This is a genomic window from Roseicitreum antarcticum, from assembly GCF_014681765.1.
Lineage (GTDB): Bacteria > Pseudomonadota > Alphaproteobacteria > Rhodobacterales > Rhodobacteraceae > Roseicitreum > Roseicitreum antarcticum.
In genome coordinates, this window is the sequence record NZ_CP061498.1 from 716,427 (window position 1) to 733,669 (window position 17,243).

Below are 17,243 nucleotides of genomic sequence, written 5' to 3' on the forward strand. Positions count from 1 at the left end.
TGCGCAAGGTGGGCTTCGTCAGGCGTGGCCATGAACCGGCGCGGGCCAAGGACATGAAACAGATCACCCCGCAGATCCTGTTGCGCGCCTACCAGATGGGCATGTTCCCGATGGCCGAGACGCGCGCGTCGTCCGAGATCTTCTGGCTGGACCCTGCCGAGCGTGGGATCATGCCGCTGGACGGGTTCCGCATCGCGCGCTCACTTGCCAAACGGCTGCGCGCGATGCCGTTCCAGGTATCGGTGGATACCGCCTTCGCGCGCGTCGTCGACGGCTGCGCTGCACGGCCCGAAACCTGGATCAACGCTGAAATCTTTGACCTGTTCTGCACGCTGCACCATGCGGGCCACGCCCATTCGATCGAGGTCTGGGACGGGCCAGAGCTGGTCGGCGGCGTCTACGGTCTGGCACTGGGCGGCACGTTTTGCGGGGAAAGCATGTTCTCCATCCGCCGCGACGCGTCCAAGGTTGCGCTGGCGTATCTGGTGGACCGGCTGCGCATCGGCGGATTTGTCCTCTTTGACACGCAATTCGTCACCGGCCACCTGGAAAGCCTGGGCGCAGTAGAGATCCCCCGCGCCGAATACCACCAGAGGCTATGCGCGGCACTTCTGGTCGAGGCAGATTTCCATGCGCAGCAAGGAATGCCTGCGGTTCACGACCTGTTGCAGCGCAACACCCAGACATCATAGCGCGGGTGGTCCATGGCGTTCAGCGCCGGGCTGGCTGCGACCATCCAGCCGTCGAAATGCACCACGGCGCTGTCGGTATCCCAGACAGTCACCCAGGCAAAGGCATTGCCTTCAGGGTTGTCCACCGGGTAGCGGCATTGCGTGACATTGATCGAGATCCGACCAAAACCGACGGTTTCGCCAGCGGCAAGGCTGAAATCCTCAGACTCCCCTGCCGCGCGGTCCAGCGCGCGCACCATCGCGCCGGTGCCATTGGCAGTTTCCTGCGACGCGGCCGGTGCCGTCGACAGGCCCAGCGTCAAAACGATGGAAAGGGTACGAAGTGTCATCAATTAGCCTTGGTCTGGCACGGTCTGGCCGGGCTGTTGCGCCGCCGCAGGGCGGGCAACGGTCATTCAGGCTGCCATGCCTCATAATCCGTGCGCTCTACCGGCTGTGTGCGGCGGATCGAGCCTGTGGGGGCATAGGCCAGCGGCGTCCCCGTCAGGTTTTCGATATGCGCCTTTTCCCAGACCTTGTGCACCAGCGGACGTTCGGTCGGCGGCTCATTCCAGGTGAAATGCAGCCAGCCATGCCAGTCGGGCGACACGCGGCTTGCCTGAATCTCACCGTTGTAGATCACCCAGCGTTTCTTGTCGTCGGCGGAGTGGTAAAAGATATTGCCCTGATCATCCTCACCGACGCGGATGCCCTTGCGCCAGGTGAACAGCTGGGTGCCCAGCGTCTGGCCGTTCCACCAAGTCAGAAGCCGCAAGATGAAATTCATAGCATCCCTCTTTAGGTCAGGTTCAATGGCACTGTCATGCAACACCGCGCGACGGAAATCCAGACACCTTCGCGCGACAATCTAGCGAAAAAGCGCCATGTCCTGAAAAGCGCAGCCTTCCCAAGAAGCCCGCCACCCTGCGTGGCGCGGCAAAAAGCCCGCCTTGCGGCGGGCCTTGTGCGCTATAGCCTGTGGCTTAGCCCGCGCTGGCGGGTTCGCGTTTGCTGTCGGCATAGATCATCAGCGGCTTGGCGTCCGAGGTTACGGCCTCTTCATTCACCACGACCTCATTCACGTCGTTCATACCCGGCAGATCGAACATGGTATCGAGCAAGATATCTTCCATGATCGACCGCAGCCCGCGCGCACCGGTCTTGCGAGAGATCGCGCGTTTGGCAATCGCGCTGAGCGCGTCGGTGGTAAAGGTCAGCTCCACCCCTTCGATGTCGAACAGGCGTTGGTACTGCTTCACCAGCGCGTTCTTCGGCTGGGTCAGAATGATGATCAGCGCCTCTTCGTCGAGATCGGTCAGCGTGGCGACAACCGGCAGACGACCGACGAATTCCGGGATCAGGCCGAATTTCAGCAGATCCTCAGGCTCCAGCTCTTTCAGCGTCTCACCGATGCCCTTCAGGCTGTCGTCCTTCACATCGGCACCAAAGCCGATGGCCGAACCCTTGCCGCGCTGTGCGATGATCCGGTCGAGGCCCGCAAAAGCACCGCCGCAGATGAACAGGATATTCGTGGTATCGACCTGCAAGAATTCCTGCTGCGGATGCTTGCGCCCGCCTTGCGGCGGGACAGAGGCGACCGTGCCTTCCATCAGCTTCAGCAGGGCCTGCTGCACGCCTTCGCCCGACACATCACGGGTGATCGACGGGTTGTCGGATTTGCGCGTGATCTTGTCGACCTCATCAATATAGACGATGCCGCGTTGTGCGCGTTCCACGTTGTATTCCGACGATTGCAGCAGCTTGAGGATGATGTTTTCCACATCCTCACCGACATAGCCCGCTTCGGTCAGCGTCGTGGCATCAGCCATCGTGAAGGGCACGTCAAGGATCCGCGCCAGCGTCTGCGCCAGCAATGTCTTGCCGCAGCCCGTGGGGCCGATCAGCAGGATGTTGGATTTCGACAGCTCAACCTCGCCGGTCTTGCCCGAATTGTTCAGCCGTTTGTAATGGTTATGCACCGCCACCGACAGCACGCGCTTCGCGTGCACCTGGCCGATCACATAATCATCGAGGACGTTGCAAATCTCGCGCGGCGTTGGCACGCCATCGGTAGATTTGAACCCGGTGCCCTTCGTTTCTTCGCGGATAATGTCCATGCACAATTCGACACATTCGTCGCAAATGAACACGGTCGGACCGGCGATCAGCTTGCGCACCTCGTGCTGGCTCTTGCCGCAGAAAGAGCAGTAGAGGGTGTTTTTGCTGTCGCCGCCGGTTGAATTTGCCATCTGTTACCTCTGGTGGCTTCTTGTATGTCGCCGCGACCGGACCGGTCTGCCCGGCATCGGATGCCTCACCTTTCAGACTAAGCGAGGCAGCGCCGGGGAACAATCCCCAAATATGGAGGCTGCGGCGCGGGCAATCTGACGCCCACGCCGCAGGTATTATCACGCCTTCGCAGCGTCTTCCTTGCCACGGCTGGCGACGATTTCATCAATCAGGCCCCAATCCTTGGCCATTTGCGCCGTCATGAAGTTGTCACGCTCCAACGCGGTTTCGACCTTTTTCAGGGTCTGGCCGGTGTGGGTCACGTAAATCTGATTAAGCCGTTCCTTCAATTCCAGGATCTCACGCGCATGGATCGAGATGTCCGTGGCCTGCCCCTGGAACCCGCCGGAGGGCTGGTGCACCATGATGCGGCTGTTGGGCAGGCTGAAGCGCATGCCCTTTTCGCCCGCAGTCAGCAGCAGCGACCCCATGGAGGCCGCCTGGCCGATCACCAGCGTCGACACCTTGGGGCGGATGTATTGCATCGTGTCGTAGATCGCGAGGCCCGACGTCACAACGCCGCCGGGGCTGTTGATGTACATCGAGATTTCCTTCGACGGATTCTCCGCCTCCAGGTGCAGCAACTGCGCCACGATCAGATGCGACATGCCGTCATGCACCGGGCCGTTCACGAAGATGATCCGCTCTTTCAGCAAGCGCGAGAAGATATCGTAGGCGCGTTCGCCCCGGCTGGTCTGTTCGACCACCATCGGCACCAGGTTCATGTACGTTTCAATAGGGTCTTTCATTCAGATGCCTGCCTTGCGCTTGGGGGCTGGTGCGATCCTTCCGCAACCTGCCCGGTCTTACCCTCTAATTCTTGACTGAGTCTTAGTGCCCTGCCTGACACGCTGCAAGGGGCCGGGGGGAATTTTGACCTGTCCCCCGGACGTCAGCCGCGCCCGATCAGCGCGGATTGCCCGCGCGCAGATCAATTTTCGGCGCGACCCTGCGGCTGTCTTTGCGGAGTAAGGTCGCTACCCGATCGCCGTCTTTGATCCGTTCGGCCTCATGGATGTGTTGCACGTCATTGGTGGCGTCGACTTGGGCCGGCACGTCGGACAGCGGCGGAGCGTTCGGCGAAGGCTGCGTATCGGCCGCGGCCGCGCCCGCGAAAGACACGGTCGCCAGCGGCGCAATAATCAGCCTTTCCAGAATGCTACATGTTGTTCTTCGTTCAATTATCCCTGGAAGCTATGCGCGGCGCGGCGGTTCGCAACACCGGGTCCGGCCATTCGCGGATAACGACAACGCCATGGCAGCCACCGGGCCTTCTGCAGATCCTGCGGAGGCATCTGGCGCGGAAGCATATGGACTGCATGCCGTTGCGGCATCTCGGCCTGCGCGCCGAAAGTGCTTCCAACCGAAACGAGTTCCGGCGTATGCTCGGCTAACTAAAATTGCACCGATTTCGGGAACTGATGACCAACGACACCCCAACCGATGGCACCTTGCGCGGATTCGAACAATCCCTGCCGATCGCGCTGCTGCGGGCGCGCGATGTCACCTCGCGGCGGTTCAAGCCCTATCTGGACGATCATGACCTGACCATGCCGCAATGGAGCGTCATGCGCGCGCTGGCCGATGCCGGGCCGCTGGACGCCAAGACCCTGTCGGAACGCTGCGTCATCCTGCCGCCGTCGCTGACGCGGATCTTCCGGACGCTGGCGGCGAAGGGGCTGACCGAAGCGATTGAAAGCCAGGATGCCCGCCGCCATACGGTGCAACTGACCCCGCAGGGCCGCGCGCTGTTCGAGACCATGGTGCGGCAGGCCGAAGCCACCTATGCCGAACTGGAACATGCCTTTGGCCGCGACCGTATGCTGGAGCTGTTGAACCTGTTGTCCGACCTGCGCCGCACCACCGAGGCGCTGCCCCCTGTCCGATAATCGCGCGGGGCGGCGTCTGTCCGCCGTTCTGCGCCCTATCCGTGCCCCGGTCATGAAGCCTTCATGCGGCGCGTACTTGCTTGCGGTTTTGCGCGAGCCTGGTCGGGCGCAGAACGGCCAAGGTTTCGAAGCGCCATGCCGTCAGGCGCCGTCGGTGCGCGCCGTCAGTGCGCGCAGTCAGTTTTGGCCCATCAATTGGAAGCGGCGTTGCTGGCGGGCGGTCCAGTTGACATACACACGCACGGTGTCTTCGGCCTGTTCTTCGCCCGTCACCACACCCTGCTCATAGAGCCACGCACGGCGGCGGCCATCGGCATGGGACAGGGTCAGGGTGTCTTGTGTCCGTGTCTCATCGAGCGTCTCGGTGATCGCGGTTGCCAGCGCCTCCAACCCCTCGCCGGTCAGGGCGGATGTGGCCAGTGTGCCATCCGTCCGCTCGGCGCGCGCCAGCGCAGCGGCGCGGTTGTCGGGGTCCAGTTGGTCGATCTTGTTCCAGACCTCCAGCTGCGGGGTGGATTGCTGCACGCCAAGGGTGCTTAGAATAGCGGCAACATCTGCGGCCTGTTCGCCGGTTTCAGGATGAGCGATGTCACGAACATGCACGATCAGGTCGGCGGACAGGACCTCTTCCAGCGTGGCGCGGAAGGCCGCGACCAGTTGCGTCGGCAGGTCCGAGATGAAGCCCACCGTATCGGACAAGATCACCTGTTTGCCGGTGGGCAGGGTCACGGCGCGCATGGTCGGGTCCAGCGTGGCGAACAGCATGTCCTTTGCCAGCACCTCAGCCCCGGTCATGCGGTTGAACAACGTCGATTTGCCCGCGTTGGTATAGCCCACCAATGCGACAATCGGAAACGGCACCTTGGCACGCGCGGCGCGGTGGAGTTCGCGCGTCTTGACCACCTTGGACAATTGGCGGCGCAGGCGGACCACCTGTTCGTCAATGGCGCGGCGGTCAGCCTCGAGCTGCGTTTCACCTGGACCCCCGACAAAACCAAGGCCGCCGCGCTGACGTTCCAGGTGCGTCCAGGCCCGCACCAGTCGCGTGCGCTGATAGGACAGCGCGGCCAGTTCGACCTGTAACACCCCTTCCCGGGTTCGGGCGCGATCGGCGAAAATCTCAAGGATCAGGCCGGTGCGGTCCAGAAGCTTCACATCCCAGTCGCGTTCCAGATTGCGCTGCTGCACCGGGCTGACTGGGCCATCGATCAAGACCAGATCGACCTCACGCTCATGGATCAGCGCCTTGATCTCATCGAGCTTGCCCGATCCGAACAGCTTGCCGGGATGCAGGCGCGGCAGGCGCACGATGGTTTGGCCCACCACGTCGATGCCGGGCAGCGCATGGGCCAGCGAAACGGCCTCGTCCAGCGAGTGTTCGGCGGTGCGGCGACGGGGCGCGGATTTCAGGTCGGGGTGCAGAACCAGCGCGCGCGTGCGGCGCGTGCCCCCTGCCCCGGACAGTTCGCTGACATCAATGGTCATTGAAACAATCAGTCATCGCCTTCATAGAGCGAGATCGGCTGGCCCGGCATGATCGTCGAGATCGCGTGTTTGTAGACCAGTTGGCTTTGCCCGTCGCGCCGCAAGAGCACGCAGAAGTTGTCGAACCAGGTAATCACACCTTGCAATTTCACGCCATTGATCAAAAACACCGTCACCGGGACTTTGTTTTTCCGCACATGATTGAGAAAAGCATCTTGAAGATTTTGCTTGTCGCCGGCCATTTTTCGCGCCTTTTTTCTTGGTAATCCCTGCGGTTGGCTGCGGGATACTATCTTTCAGCACCCTAGTATGAAACGGTCGGCGGCAAGTTTCCACCCCAAAACTGCGCGCCTGCGCAAATCGCGCCAAAGGCAATGCTGCGTGGCAGCGCGCACCATCAATCCTTGCGCGTGCTCGACACAAGCAGGCCAAGGAACAACAACAATTCCAGCCGCCCCAGCACCATCGTCACGGCAAGGATGGCGCGCATCCCGTCGGTCAGATCAGCCCAGGACAGCGGCACATCGCCCGCCACGCCCACCAGCGGCCCCGCCGTGGTCAGCGCGGCAATGGTATAGATCAGCGCGGTATCGAAGCTGAGACCCAGCAGCAAAAGCAGCCCCATGACCACCGATTGCGTCAGGATGAACACCATCAGGAACAGCCACGCGGCAAAGGCCCCGCGCGTCCGGAAATACCGCAGCCGTGGCCCGTCTCCGCCGACGGAAGACGGGCTGACCATCTTTTCCAGCTCGCGACGTCCCTGAATAAACAACGCATAGACCCGCAACAGCTTCAAGCCACCCGCCGCCGTGGCCACGCCGCCCCCCGCCATGGCCAGCCCCATCAAGATCAGCCCCGGCGTGGTCAGGCCCGACCAGGCGCGCGCGGCCACCCAGTCCTGACTGACAAAGCCCGTGGTGGTCAGGAAGGACAGCGCCGTGAAGGCCGCACCCCACAGCGCCCGGCCTGCGGCGGGCAGGTTCTCGCCCTCGGCCACCTGCGCCGCGCCCAGCCAGTGCCGCACCAACAGGGTCAACGTGACCGTGGCAACCAGCAAGCCCGCCAGCCGCAATTCGGGGTCCTCACGCAGGGGCGGCAGCGACGCTGTGCGGATCATGCCCGGCAGGCTGCGCCGCGTCAGGGCGAACATCAGGCCCACGGCAATCACCGCCTCGGCCCACAATCCCCCGGCACCGGGAAAACCTGCAGGCAAGATGCCTGATGTCGAGATCGTCGACATCGCCTGCGACAGCGACATCAGCGGCCTGTTGCCCGTCAGCGTCAACGCCAGCCACAAGACCAGCGTGATCCCGGCATATGCCGGCAGAATGGCGGCTGCGGACGCCCAGAAACGGGCCAGCGGATCGGCGCGTTCAAAATCCCTGCGCTCTTGCCGGGGCACATCGCCGAGGCTGGCGAGGCTGCGCTCGGCCTCCTGGCTGGACCGACCCGACAACAGCTCGAACCCACCAAGGTTGAGCGGTGCCAGATAGGCCACCGCCGCCACCAGAATAAAGCCGCCCCCCATCCAGCCCGCAAGCGCGCGCCACAGGTGGATCGCATCGGTGACCCGGCGCGGGCTGTCAAAGACCGTGGCGCCGGTCGTTGTCAGGCTGGACACCATCTCGAACCAGGCGCGGGCGAAGGACAGGTCGGCCACGCCCTCGACCATCGGGACGGCCATCAACGGCGGCAACACCACGTAAACGCCGACCAGCGTGCCGAAAATATGCATCGTGCCACGCTGCCGCGCACCCCAGAGCGCGCGCGCCGAGGCACTGGCCCCATCGTCTTGCGCGTGTCGCGCGGTCGCCACCGCCAGCAGCAGCGCCAGCGTCAGGAACAACGTGCCGGAATAGAAGAACGCCCGCGCAACCTCATGGTCGCGCTGGATCAGCGCGACGGTGGCGGGCAGATACATCGCCGCCGATACGACCCCGATCAGGGCGATCAGCAGCGGCAGGCGCATCAGCCAGTTCATGGGCGGGCCTGCGGGATCATTGGGGGCACCGGCTGTTCATCCTGTATCCGAACCTCTGCTGCGCGCATCGGCGGCGCAGGTATTCCGGGGGCGGGCCACGCGGGCCCGCCGCCCTCAGAAATATTCGACCGCGACCTGCATCAGACGCTCTACCTCGGCGACGTCCTTCGCCAGGGCGAAGATCACGATGATCGCGCCTTCCTCGACCCGCGTCGACCCGGTGGGCTTGATCATAACGCCGTCCTGCATGAGCCCACCGACCAGCGCGCCTTCGGGAAAGTCGATCTCGCGGATCAGCTTGCCTGCCATGGGGGATGAGGAAAGCACCTGCGCCTCGATCACCTCGGCCTCGCCGTCACCAATGGCATAGATCGCGCGCACCCGGCCCTGCCGCACATGGCGCAGGATCGACGACACGGTCGTGGCGCGCGGGTTGATATAGGCGTCGATGTTCAACGGCCCCATCAGAGGCACCAGCGTCGGGTCGTTCACCAGGCTGATCGCCAGCGGACAGCCCAGAGCCTTCGCGCGGACCGAGACGAGGATATTGGTCTTGTCATCATCGGTGAGGGCCAGCACGGCATCGGCGCGCTCGATCCCCGCTTCGCGCAGCAGGTCGGCATCCATCCCGTCGCCATGCAGAACGATGGTGCGTTCCAGCGCATCGGCGGCAATCTCGGCGCGGGCGCGCGATTTCTCGATCACCTTGACCCGCACCCGCACCGCGCGGCTTTCCAGTTCGCGCGCCACCGACAGGCCGACATTGCCAGCGCCCACAATCACGACGCGTTCCTGTTTTGCCACCGATTTGCCGAAGATCTCCAGCGTGCGGTCCACATCGCGCCGGTCGCAGAACACATAGACCTGGTCGCCACTGAACAATTGGTCCCCGGCCTCGGGCGCGAAGATGCGGTCGTTGCGGCGCACGCCCACCACCACCGCGCGCAGGGTCGAGAAAAGGTCCGTCAACTGGCGCAGCGGCGTGTTGAGCACCGGGCAGTCATCTTCCAGCGCGATACCCAGCAATTGACCAAGACCGTCCAGAAAATCCTCGATATCGAACGTCGCGGGCGCGGCGATACGTTGGAGCGCTGCCTTCGATACCTCGCGCTCGGGGCTGATGACCACGTCGATGGGCATATGCTCGCGCCGGAAAAGGTCGGAATATTGCGGTTCCAGATAGGTCTGTTCGCGCAGGCGCGCGATCTTGCGCGTGACGTTGAACACCGAATGCGCCACCTGACAGGTGACCATGTTGACCTCGTCGGAATAGGTCGCGGCGATCAGCATGTCGGCATCGCGCGCGCCCGCAGCCTCCAGCACATGGGGATGGCTGGCAAAACCTGTGACGCCTTGCACATCGAGCGTGTCGGTCGCGCGGCGCACGAGGACGGGGTTGTTGTCGACCACCGTCACCTCGTTGCGTTCGAGCGACAATTGCCGCGCGATCTGCCAGCCGACCTGACCGGCCCCACAGACGATAATCTTCATCACGCACCTATCTGCTTGCTGTCGTGGCCCGAAAGACTCGGGTCGCTACTCGTTCTGCGCCGTGTCGGGATCGCGTGCAACCGAAAGTGCACCGGAATTCACGCCCAATGTCTTGAGTTTTCGGTGCAGGGCAGAGCGTTCCATGCCAACAAAAGACGCCGTGCGGCTGATGTTGCCGCCGAAACGGTTGATCTGCGCCAGCAGGTATTCCCGCTCGAACAACTCTCGCGCTTCGCGCAGCGGCAAGGTCGTCAGCGCGGCCGAGACCACCATCTGCCCGTCGCCGTCCGACACCACGGCATCGCCCTGAATGTCGCGCGGCTCGATCAGGTCGCCGCCCTCACCCAGGATCAGCGCACGTTCCACCACATTGCGCAGCTGGCGCACGTTGCCGGGCCAGTTCATCGCCTGCAATTGTGCCTCTGCCTCGGGGCTGAGGTTGCGGTGCGGCAGGCCCTGTGTCTTGTGAAAGAAATCCACGAAATGGGCGGCCAGCACCGGAATGTCATCGCGCCGCTCTGCCAGCCCGGGCACGACGATGGGTACCACGTTCAGCCGGTCGAACAGCTCTTGCCGGAAGCGACCCGCGTTGATTTCGGCCTTCAGGTCACGCGTGGTGCTGGAGACCACGCGCAGATCGACCCGCACCTTGTCCACGCCGCCGACGCGGGTGAACTGTTGATCGACCAGCACGCGCAGGATTTTGGACTGGGTGCCCGCGGGCATGTCTGCCACCTCATCGAGGTAGACGACCCCCCCATGCGCCTGCTCGAATATCCCGGCCTCGATCCCGCGGTCAGCGGTTTCGCGGCCAAACAGCACCTCTTCCATCCGCTCTGGCGCGATTGCAGCGGCGCTGACGCTGAGAAACGGCGCCGACGCGCGGTTCGACAGACTGTGAATATAACGCGCCGCAACTTCCTTGCCGCAGCCCGCCGGACCCGTCAGCATCACCCGCCCGTTTGAGCGCGTGACCTTATCAAGTTGCGACTTCAACACCTTGAAACTGTTGGATTGCCCGACCATTTCTGCATTCGTGGTATCTCGGTTGCGCAGTTCCGAATTCTCGCGCCGCAGCCTGGATGCTTCCATCGCCCGGGTAATCACCACCATCAACTGGTCGATGTTAAAGGGTTTCTCAATGAAGTCATAGGCACCGCGCTTGATCGCCGCCACGGCGATTTCGACATTGCCGTGACCCGAGATGATGACCACCGGAATATCGGGGTTGGAACGCTTGACCGTCATCAAGATGTCGATCCCGTCCATCCGGCTATCTTTCAGCCAGATATCCAGAATCATCAAAGCGGGCGGCTCGGCGTTCACGGCCGCCATAGCCTCATCTGAATTACAGGCAAGACGGGTGGTAAACCCTTCATCTTGCAGGATTTCCGATATCAGTTCGCGAATGTCGCGTTCATCGTCAACGATTAGAATATCGCTCATGTTTCCCCCTGTCGTCTCCAGACCCGTCGCATGGAAGGGTCAGTCTGTCGCTGTGCGCGCCGCGTTCAGCAGCGGCAATCGGATTTCAGCCATGGCGCCCGCGCGGCCTTGTCCGGAAAAGTCTTGCGCGTCAATTAGTTGCAAGGTTCCACCATGTTCCTCGATGATCTTCTTGACAATCGACAGGCCCAGCCCTGTGCCCTTGTCGCGGGTGGTTACATAGGGCTCGAACAGGCGCGCGCGGTCCTGCGGCAGGCCGACACCATTATCGGCGATGGTTATCACGACGGCCCGTTCGAGGGCGCGCAACGTAATCTGAAGCTGCGGTGCATAGGCGCCCTTACCCGCCTTTTCGGCATGGGATTCAGTAGCTTCCACGCCGTTCTTTATCAGGTTTGTGAAGGCCTGTGACAGCATGGTTGCATCAATTTCCATTGTCAGCGGACCTTCAGGTATGTCGCGGTTAAACGCCACACCAGGCTGAGCGGTTTCCTGCAACAAGATGGCATCGCGCAAGATAGCGGCCAGATCATGCGGCCTGCGGTCGGGTTCGCGCATGCGGGCGAATTTGGAAAACTCATCAACAATGGCGCGCAAGTCATTGGTTTGACGAATAATTACATCGGCAAGCTGGTCCAGCGTGTCGGCTTCCGCCCCCACCATCGGGCGGAACTTGCGCTTGATGCGTTCGGCGGAAAGCTGGATCGGGGTCAGCGGGTTCTTGATTTCATGCGCGATACGGCGCGCGACGTCGCCCCATGCTGCCATACGCTGCGCGCTGACCAGATCGGTCACATCGTCAAAGGCGATGACATAGCCCTCAAGCGTGCCGTCAATGCGCATCCGGCCCGCGATCCGCACCAACAGGCTTTCCAGCCGCCCGTCGCGCGACAAACGCACCTCATCTTGCACGCGGCCCACATCGACGGGCGCATCGCGCAGCCGTGCCAGCAGCGGCACGAATTCCGGCGCGACCGCATCCATGTCGGTCCCCTGCGACACCGCCCCTTCGCAGCCGAGCAGGCGTTCGGCGGCGCGGTTGATGAACTGCACGCGGCCCTCGGCATCCAGCCCGATCACGCCCGCCGTGACCGACCCCAGCACGCTGTCAAAGAGGCGCCGCCGGGCCTCGATCTGACGGTTGTTTTCCAACAAGGTTTCGCGCTGTTTCTTAAGTTGTCCGGTCATCTGGTTGAAAACACGGCCCATGGTGGCGATTTCGTCATCACCCGGTTCCTCGCGCACCTGCGCATCAAAATCGCCGCCGCCGACCCGCGCCGCCGCCGCCGCCAGCCGCCCGATAGGCCGCGAGAGGCGTTCGGCAAAGGACAGGCCAAGCCAGATCGCGGCCAGCATCAAGATAACGGCAAAGCCAAGGTATAACAGCCCGAAATCAAACAACAAACGCCCGCGCTCGCGCTCCATCTGCTGATAGAGACGCACGGTTTCGCGTGTTTCGTCCAGCAGGCTGAGAATGTCGCCATCCACCGCGCGCGCCACATAAAGATACCTGTCGAGGTAGGTGTCCAGGGGAACAAGGGCCCGGAACTCGTTGCTGCGCCAGTCTTTTATCAGGGTTATCCCTGTCTCGCGGGCGCGGGTGAAATCCTCGGGCGCAAGCGCGGAGAAATCAAACAGGTAAGACCGTTCGCCGCGCGCGCGGATCGTGCCGTCGCCGTCGATCACGAAGGCTACACGCAGTCCGCGTTGCACCTGCCCCTGCGCCTGCGACAGAAGTTGGCGCAGTTGCCCGTCGTCGATCAGCGGAAATGCCTGCCGTGCCGCCTCCAGATACGCGGCCAGTGCCAGCGTGTCTTCGGTCAGGTCGCGCTCTTGCTCCTCCTGATAGGCCTCGGCGGCGGCAAGCGAATTGCCGACCACAAGGCGCACCCGGTCAGAAAACCACCCCTCCAGCCCGACATTCAGCGTCAACCCGGCAAAGACGGCCACCGACACCGTGGGGATCAGCGCGCTGAGCGCGAACAGCCCCGACAGCCGCAGATGCAGCTTCGATCCTGCGCTGTCCGACCGACGTTCGGAGACAATACGCGCCACGCGCGCCAGCACCAGATAGGCCACGACAAGGATATAGACGAGATCGGCCAGCAGCACGAGGCGCAGTTCCGTCCCCGCCAACCCACCCTGCGCCAGCCCCAAAGCCCACAGCGTGGTGAACACCAGCACCGGCGCCAGGGCGACCAACACCAGCGTGCTGATGGTCTGCACCCGGCGCGTGCGACGAAATCGAGCGAAGCGCTGAAATACCCGTTGATCAACCGCCCGCTGCACGGAGTCTCCTTACGCACCGGGGCGAACACGCCCCACTTTCCACATTCCGGCACGGAAAACGCCCCGGTACGCAGCGCGCTGACGTATTTGCGCAACGCCGCCTGTTGCTGTTTTACATCAACTTGCGGCGGCGTGTCACGCGAATATCGAGATCGGAAATCTTCTTGCGCAGGGTATTGCGATTGATCCCCAGAAGATCGGCGCAGCGCGCCTGATTGCCTGCGGTGGCATCCAGCGCAATCTCGATCAGCGGGCCCTCCATCTCGCGCAGGATACGGTTATACAGGCCCGGCGGTGGCAGTTCACCGCCATGCAGGTCGAAATAGCGGCGCAGGTGACGCGTGACCGATTCCGCCAGCTTCTCGCCGCTGCCCCCGCCGCCGCCTTCGCGCAGAGGTTCCATCGCGGGCTGGTTGCGCATGATCTGTTCGACTTCGGTGCGCGAGATTTCGGGTTCATGCCCGGTCAGCGCCAGACGCCGCATGGTATTGTCCAGTTGCCGCACATTGCCGGGCCAGCTGTACGCGCGCACCATTTCCAGCGCTTCTGCAGACAATCGGCGCGCGGGCAGGCCTTCGCGGTGGGCGCGGGCCAGAAAATGCTCGCACAGCAGGTCAAGGTCGTCGACGCGCTCGCGTAATGCGGGCACCACCATGCTGACGCCGCTGATGCGGTAGAACAGATCCTCGCGGAAGGTCCCCGATGACAGCCGCGCGTTCAGATCCACCTGGCTGGTGGCCAAGATGCGCGGGCCGTTTTCAGTAAGGGTGTCAAGCATGCGCACCACGCGGGCCTGCTTGTCCTCGTCGTAATCGCCCAACTCGTCGAAGACCAGCGTGCCGCCGCGCGCCCGTGAAAGCATGGTCGCGGGACCATCCAGCCCGTCCAGATCGCTGGCCGATGCCACGACGTAGGGCAGCGCGCGTCGGTCGGAAAGATCGTGGATCGTGCGCGCGATCAGTGTCTTTCCAGTGCCCGATTCCCCGGTGATGAGCACCGGCATGTCGCTGTTCATCACCCGCGCCACGAGTTTGTAAAGCGCCTGCATCGACACTGTGCGACCGACCAGAGGCAGGTCGTTGCCGATGCTGTCGCGCGGCGGCGGTGCGGTGATAGCGGGGCGCGCGACATGGCGGCGCTGATCCATCGCGCGCGCCGCCCGCTTCATCAGATCGGGCAGATCGAAGGGCTTTGGCAGGTAATCATAAGCATCCACCTCGGTCGCCTGAATGGCGGTCATGATGGTGTTCTGCGCCGAGATCACGATGACGGGCAGGCCCGGGCGTTCCTTGCTGATTTTCGGGATCATCTCCAGCCCGTTGCCGTCGGGCATCATCACATCGGTGATGACCAGGTCGCCGCGCCCTTCTTCGACCCAGCGCAAAAGCGTCGTAAGGCTGGAGGTCGCATGCACCTTGCACCCGGCCCGTGTGAGCGCCTGCGTCAGCACCGTGCGGATGGTGCGGTCATCGTCAGCAACCAGGATCGTTCCGTCCATCAGGACTGCTCCTTACTTTTCATCGGTTTTATCTTTTGGGGCCATCGGCAGTGACACACGAAACACGGTACGGCCCGGCGCGCTGTCCACAGCGATCCAGCCGCCATGATCGGCAATGATCTTCGACACCAGCGCCAGGCCCAGCCCGGTGCCGTTTTCACGCCCGCTGATGAAGGGGTCGAAGATATCCGCAGCAATCGACGGCGGCAGGCCCGGCCCGTCGTCGATGATCTCGACATGCAGTGGCAGCGCCACGCCCTGCCCGTCAGGGCCGCGAACCCGCAGGGATTGTTCAAAGAAGGTCTTGATGCGAATGCGCCCGCCACCCGGCTGCGCCTCGGACGCATTCTTCAGCAGGTTCAGGAACACCTGTTGCAGCTGGTCGGGATCACCCCATGTCAGCGGCAGCGACGGGTCGTAGGCCTCGCTCACACTCATATGCGCGGCAAAGCCCACCATCACGGAACGACGCGCGCGCTCCAGGATGTCATGCAGATTGACGGCACGGCATTCAGGCGGGCGCTGGTTGCCAAATTGTTCGACCTGTTCCAGCAGCTTCACGATGCGCCGGGTCTCTTCGACGATCAGATCGGTCAGTTCCAGATCTTCGGCCTTAAGCCCCATCGACAGCAACTGCGCCGCACCGGCAATGCCTGCCAGCGGGTTCTTGATCTCATGGGCCAGCATGTCGGCCATGCCGATGGCTGATTTCGCGGCGGATTTCACCGCCTCGGCCCGGCCCAGCCGTCCGGCGATCTCGCGCGGGGCAATCAGCATCATCACGATATTCGGATCGTCGCCAAGAGGCGCCAGTTGCAGGTTGCAGATGATCGGCGCGCGGTCGCCGGTGCCGACCAGCACATCATTGATGAAGATCGCCGCGCGGTTGGCCCGCGCGCGATCCAGCGCCAGTTCGATCGCCGCATCAATCATCAGGCGGTCGAACGCAGGCGTGGACATCAGGCTTCGGCGCGAGGCGGACAGGAATTGTTCCGCCGCCGGGTTGCAATCGGTAAACACCTCGATGCCGTTGTCATCTGGGGCCAGCAGGACCGTGGGCACGGGGAGCGAGGCCCAGATGACGCCGGTAACCGGACCTGTGAGGGGCGGCCGCTTCATGCGGCAGACTTTCGCGGCGCGTCTGCGACGGCGTGCAGCGGCGTGGGCATCGCCGGGCTGGGCATCAACGCGGCGGGCAATGCGGCCAACACCTGCGCCGGGTCGGTCTGGGTCAACACAAAGCGGCGCGCAGCAGGCTCGCCCCCTGCCTCTGCCATGTACCAGCCCAGGTGTTTGCGCGCGACCCGGATACCCAGATCACGGCCATAAAACGCGAGCATGTCCTGATAATGCGCCGCAACCAGATCGACAAGCGCCGCACCGACCGGCACAACCGGGGCGGGAGTACCAAAGAGGTCTGCGGCGATCTGCGCCAGCATCCAGGGGCGGCCCTGTGCGCCGCGACCCACCATGACCCCGGCCGCACCGGACGCCGCCAGCGCCGCGCGTGCAGTCTGCGCGCAAGTGATGTCGCCATTCGCGATCACCGGAATTTCCAGCGCCTGAACCACGCCCGCAATGGCAGCCCAATCGGCGCGGCCCTTGTAGAATTGGCAGCGAGTGCGCCCATGCAGCGTCAGCATGCTGATGCCCGCATCCTGCGCGCGTCGGCCCAGATCGGCGGCGTTGCGGCTATCGTCATCCCAGCCCAGCCGGGTTTTCAAGGTCACCGGCACGCTGACCGCGCCTACGACCGCCTCGATCAGCCGCAAGGCATGGTCGAGGTCGCGCATCAGGGCCGAGCCTGACATCCCGCCCACAACCTTCTTGGCCGGGCAGCCCATGTTGATGTCGATCATCTGCGCGCCGGATGCTTCGGCAAGACGCGCCGCCTCGGCCATCCAATGGGGATCGCAGCCCGCAAGCTGCACCGCCGACGCCACCGTGCCGCCGTCCAGTTCCAACCGGGCCCGGGCGCGGGACGAGGGCTTGGCCTGCACCATTTCCTGGCTTGCCACCATCTCGGACACGACCAGCCCGGCGCCAAAGCGCGCAACCATACGGCGAAAAGGCAGGTCAGTGATCCCCGCCATCGGCGCCAGGATCACCGGCGGCGTCAGGTCAACCCGGTGACCGTTGCGCACAAGCTGTAACAGAGTGTTCGGCGTCGTCATGTCTGGTTGTGTCCTTCGTCTTAATTG

General features: G+C 63.3%; 16 protein-coding genes. 2 read left to right on the plus strand and 14 right to left on the minus strand.

Going from position 1 to position 17,243, the window contains the following annotated elements; genetic code table 11:
* Positions 1 to 53: 53 nt before the first annotated feature.
* Positions 54 to 692, plus strand: coding sequence for a leucyl/phenylalanyl-tRNA--protein transferase (gene aat / locus H9529_RS03305; RefSeq protein ID WP_092891416.1), 639 nt, complete (start codon positions 54 to 56; stop codon positions 690 to 692).
* Here aat and H9529_RS03310 read toward each other — a convergent pair.
* The 5 genes from H9529_RS03310 to H9529_RS03330 all read right to left on the minus strand — a co-directional run bounded on the left by H9529_RS03310 (position 656) and on the right by H9529_RS03330 (position 4,082).
* A complete protein-coding gene (locus tag H9529_RS03310) occupies positions 656 to 1,021 on the minus strand; it encodes a DUF2155 domain-containing protein (RefSeq protein WP_092891174.1) in 366 nt (121 codons plus the stop codon). The genes aat and H9529_RS03310 overlap by 37 nt on opposite strands.
* 62 nt (positions 1,022 to 1,083) lie before the next feature.
* The gene (locus tag H9529_RS03315) at positions 1,084 to 1,458 is read right to left on the minus strand and encodes an NADH:ubiquinone oxidoreductase subunit NDUFA12 (protein WP_092891173.1); all 375 of its coding nucleotides are present in this window, start codon (positions 1,456 to 1,458) and stop codon (positions 1,084 to 1,086) included.
* Between the two features lie 196 nt (positions 1,459 to 1,654).
* Positions 1,655 to 2,920: an ATP-dependent Clp protease ATP-binding subunit ClpX gene (clpX, locus tag H9529_RS03320; protein WP_092891172.1), complete on the minus strand. Its 1,266-nt coding sequence runs from the start codon at positions 2,918 to 2,920 to the stop codon at positions 1,655 to 1,657.
* A gap of 159 nt (positions 2,921 to 3,079) precedes the next feature.
* Entirely contained in the window at positions 3,080 to 3,709 is a 630-nt protein-coding gene (locus tag H9529_RS03325) for an ATP-dependent Clp protease proteolytic subunit (RefSeq protein WP_092891171.1), read from the minus strand.
* A 157-nt stretch (positions 3,710 to 3,866) separates the two neighbouring features.
* On the minus strand, positions 3,867 to 4,082 hold the full coding sequence (locus H9529_RS03330; RefSeq protein ID WP_092891169.1) for a hypothetical protein: 216 nt from the start codon (positions 4,080 to 4,082) through the stop codon (positions 3,867 to 3,869).
* Between the two features lie 299 nt (positions 4,083 to 4,381).
* Here H9529_RS03330 and hpaR point away from each other — a divergent pair, with 299 nt between their 5' ends.
* The gene (gene hpaR / locus H9529_RS03335; protein ID WP_092891165.1) at positions 4,382 to 4,849 is read left to right on the plus strand and encodes a homoprotocatechuate degradation operon regulator HpaR; all 468 of its coding nucleotides are present in this window, start codon (positions 4,382 to 4,384) and stop codon (positions 4,847 to 4,849) included.
* Between the two features lie 177 nt (positions 4,850 to 5,026).
* On the opposite strand, the gene hflX is transcribed toward hpaR, so the two are convergent.
* From hflX to dusB, 9 genes are all read right to left on the minus strand, one after another.
* Positions 5,027 to 6,334 (minus strand): GTPase HflX, encoded by a 1,308-nt coding sequence (gene hflX / locus H9529_RS03340; protein WP_092891163.1) that lies wholly within the window; start codon positions 6,332 to 6,334, stop codon positions 5,027 to 5,029.
* A gap of 8 nt (positions 6,335 to 6,342) precedes the next feature.
* Positions 6,343 to 6,576, minus strand: coding sequence for an RNA chaperone Hfq (gene hfq, locus H9529_RS03345; protein ID WP_092891161.1), 234 nt, complete (start codon positions 6,574 to 6,576; stop codon positions 6,343 to 6,345).
* 155 nt (positions 6,577 to 6,731) lie between these two features.
* Entirely contained in the window at positions 6,732 to 8,318 is a 1,587-nt protein-coding gene (locus H9529_RS03350) for a potassium transporter TrkG (RefSeq protein WP_223814278.1), read from the minus strand.
* Between the two features lie 114 nt (positions 8,319 to 8,432).
* On the minus strand, positions 8,433 to 9,809 hold the full coding sequence (gene trkA / locus H9529_RS03355) for a Trk system potassium transporter TrkA (RefSeq protein ID WP_092891159.1): 1,377 nt from the start codon (positions 9,807 to 9,809) through the stop codon (positions 8,433 to 8,435).
* A gap of 45 nt (positions 9,810 to 9,854) precedes the next feature.
* On the minus strand, positions 9,855 to 11,255 hold the full coding sequence (gene ntrX / locus H9529_RS03360; RefSeq protein ID WP_092891157.1) for a nitrogen assimilation response regulator NtrX: 1,401 nt from the start codon (positions 11,253 to 11,255) through the stop codon (positions 9,855 to 9,857).
* 39 nt (positions 11,256 to 11,294) lie between these two features.
* Positions 11,295 to 13,544, minus strand: coding sequence for a sensor histidine kinase NtrY-like (locus tag H9529_RS03365; RefSeq protein WP_092891155.1), 2,250 nt, complete (start codon positions 13,542 to 13,544; stop codon positions 11,295 to 11,297).
* A gap of 112 nt (positions 13,545 to 13,656) precedes the next feature.
* Positions 13,657 to 15,042: a response regulator gene (locus H9529_RS03370; RefSeq protein ID WP_092891153.1), complete on the minus strand. Its 1,386-nt coding sequence runs from the start codon at positions 15,040 to 15,042 to the stop codon at positions 13,657 to 13,659.
* 12 nt (positions 15,043 to 15,054) lie between these two features.
* Entirely contained in the window at positions 15,055 to 16,161 is a 1,107-nt protein-coding gene (locus H9529_RS03375) for a two-component system sensor histidine kinase NtrB (RefSeq protein WP_092891151.1), read from the minus strand.
* Positions 16,158 to 17,216 carry a tRNA dihydrouridine synthase DusB gene (dusB, locus tag H9529_RS03380; protein ID WP_092891149.1) on the minus strand — a complete coding sequence of 353 codons (1,059 nt, stop codon included), beginning with the start codon at positions 17,214 to 17,216 and terminating at the stop codon, positions 16,158 to 16,160. The genes H9529_RS03375 and dusB overlap by 4 nt, the downstream gene beginning before the upstream one ends.
* Positions 17,217 to 17,243 lie beyond the last annotated feature (27 nt).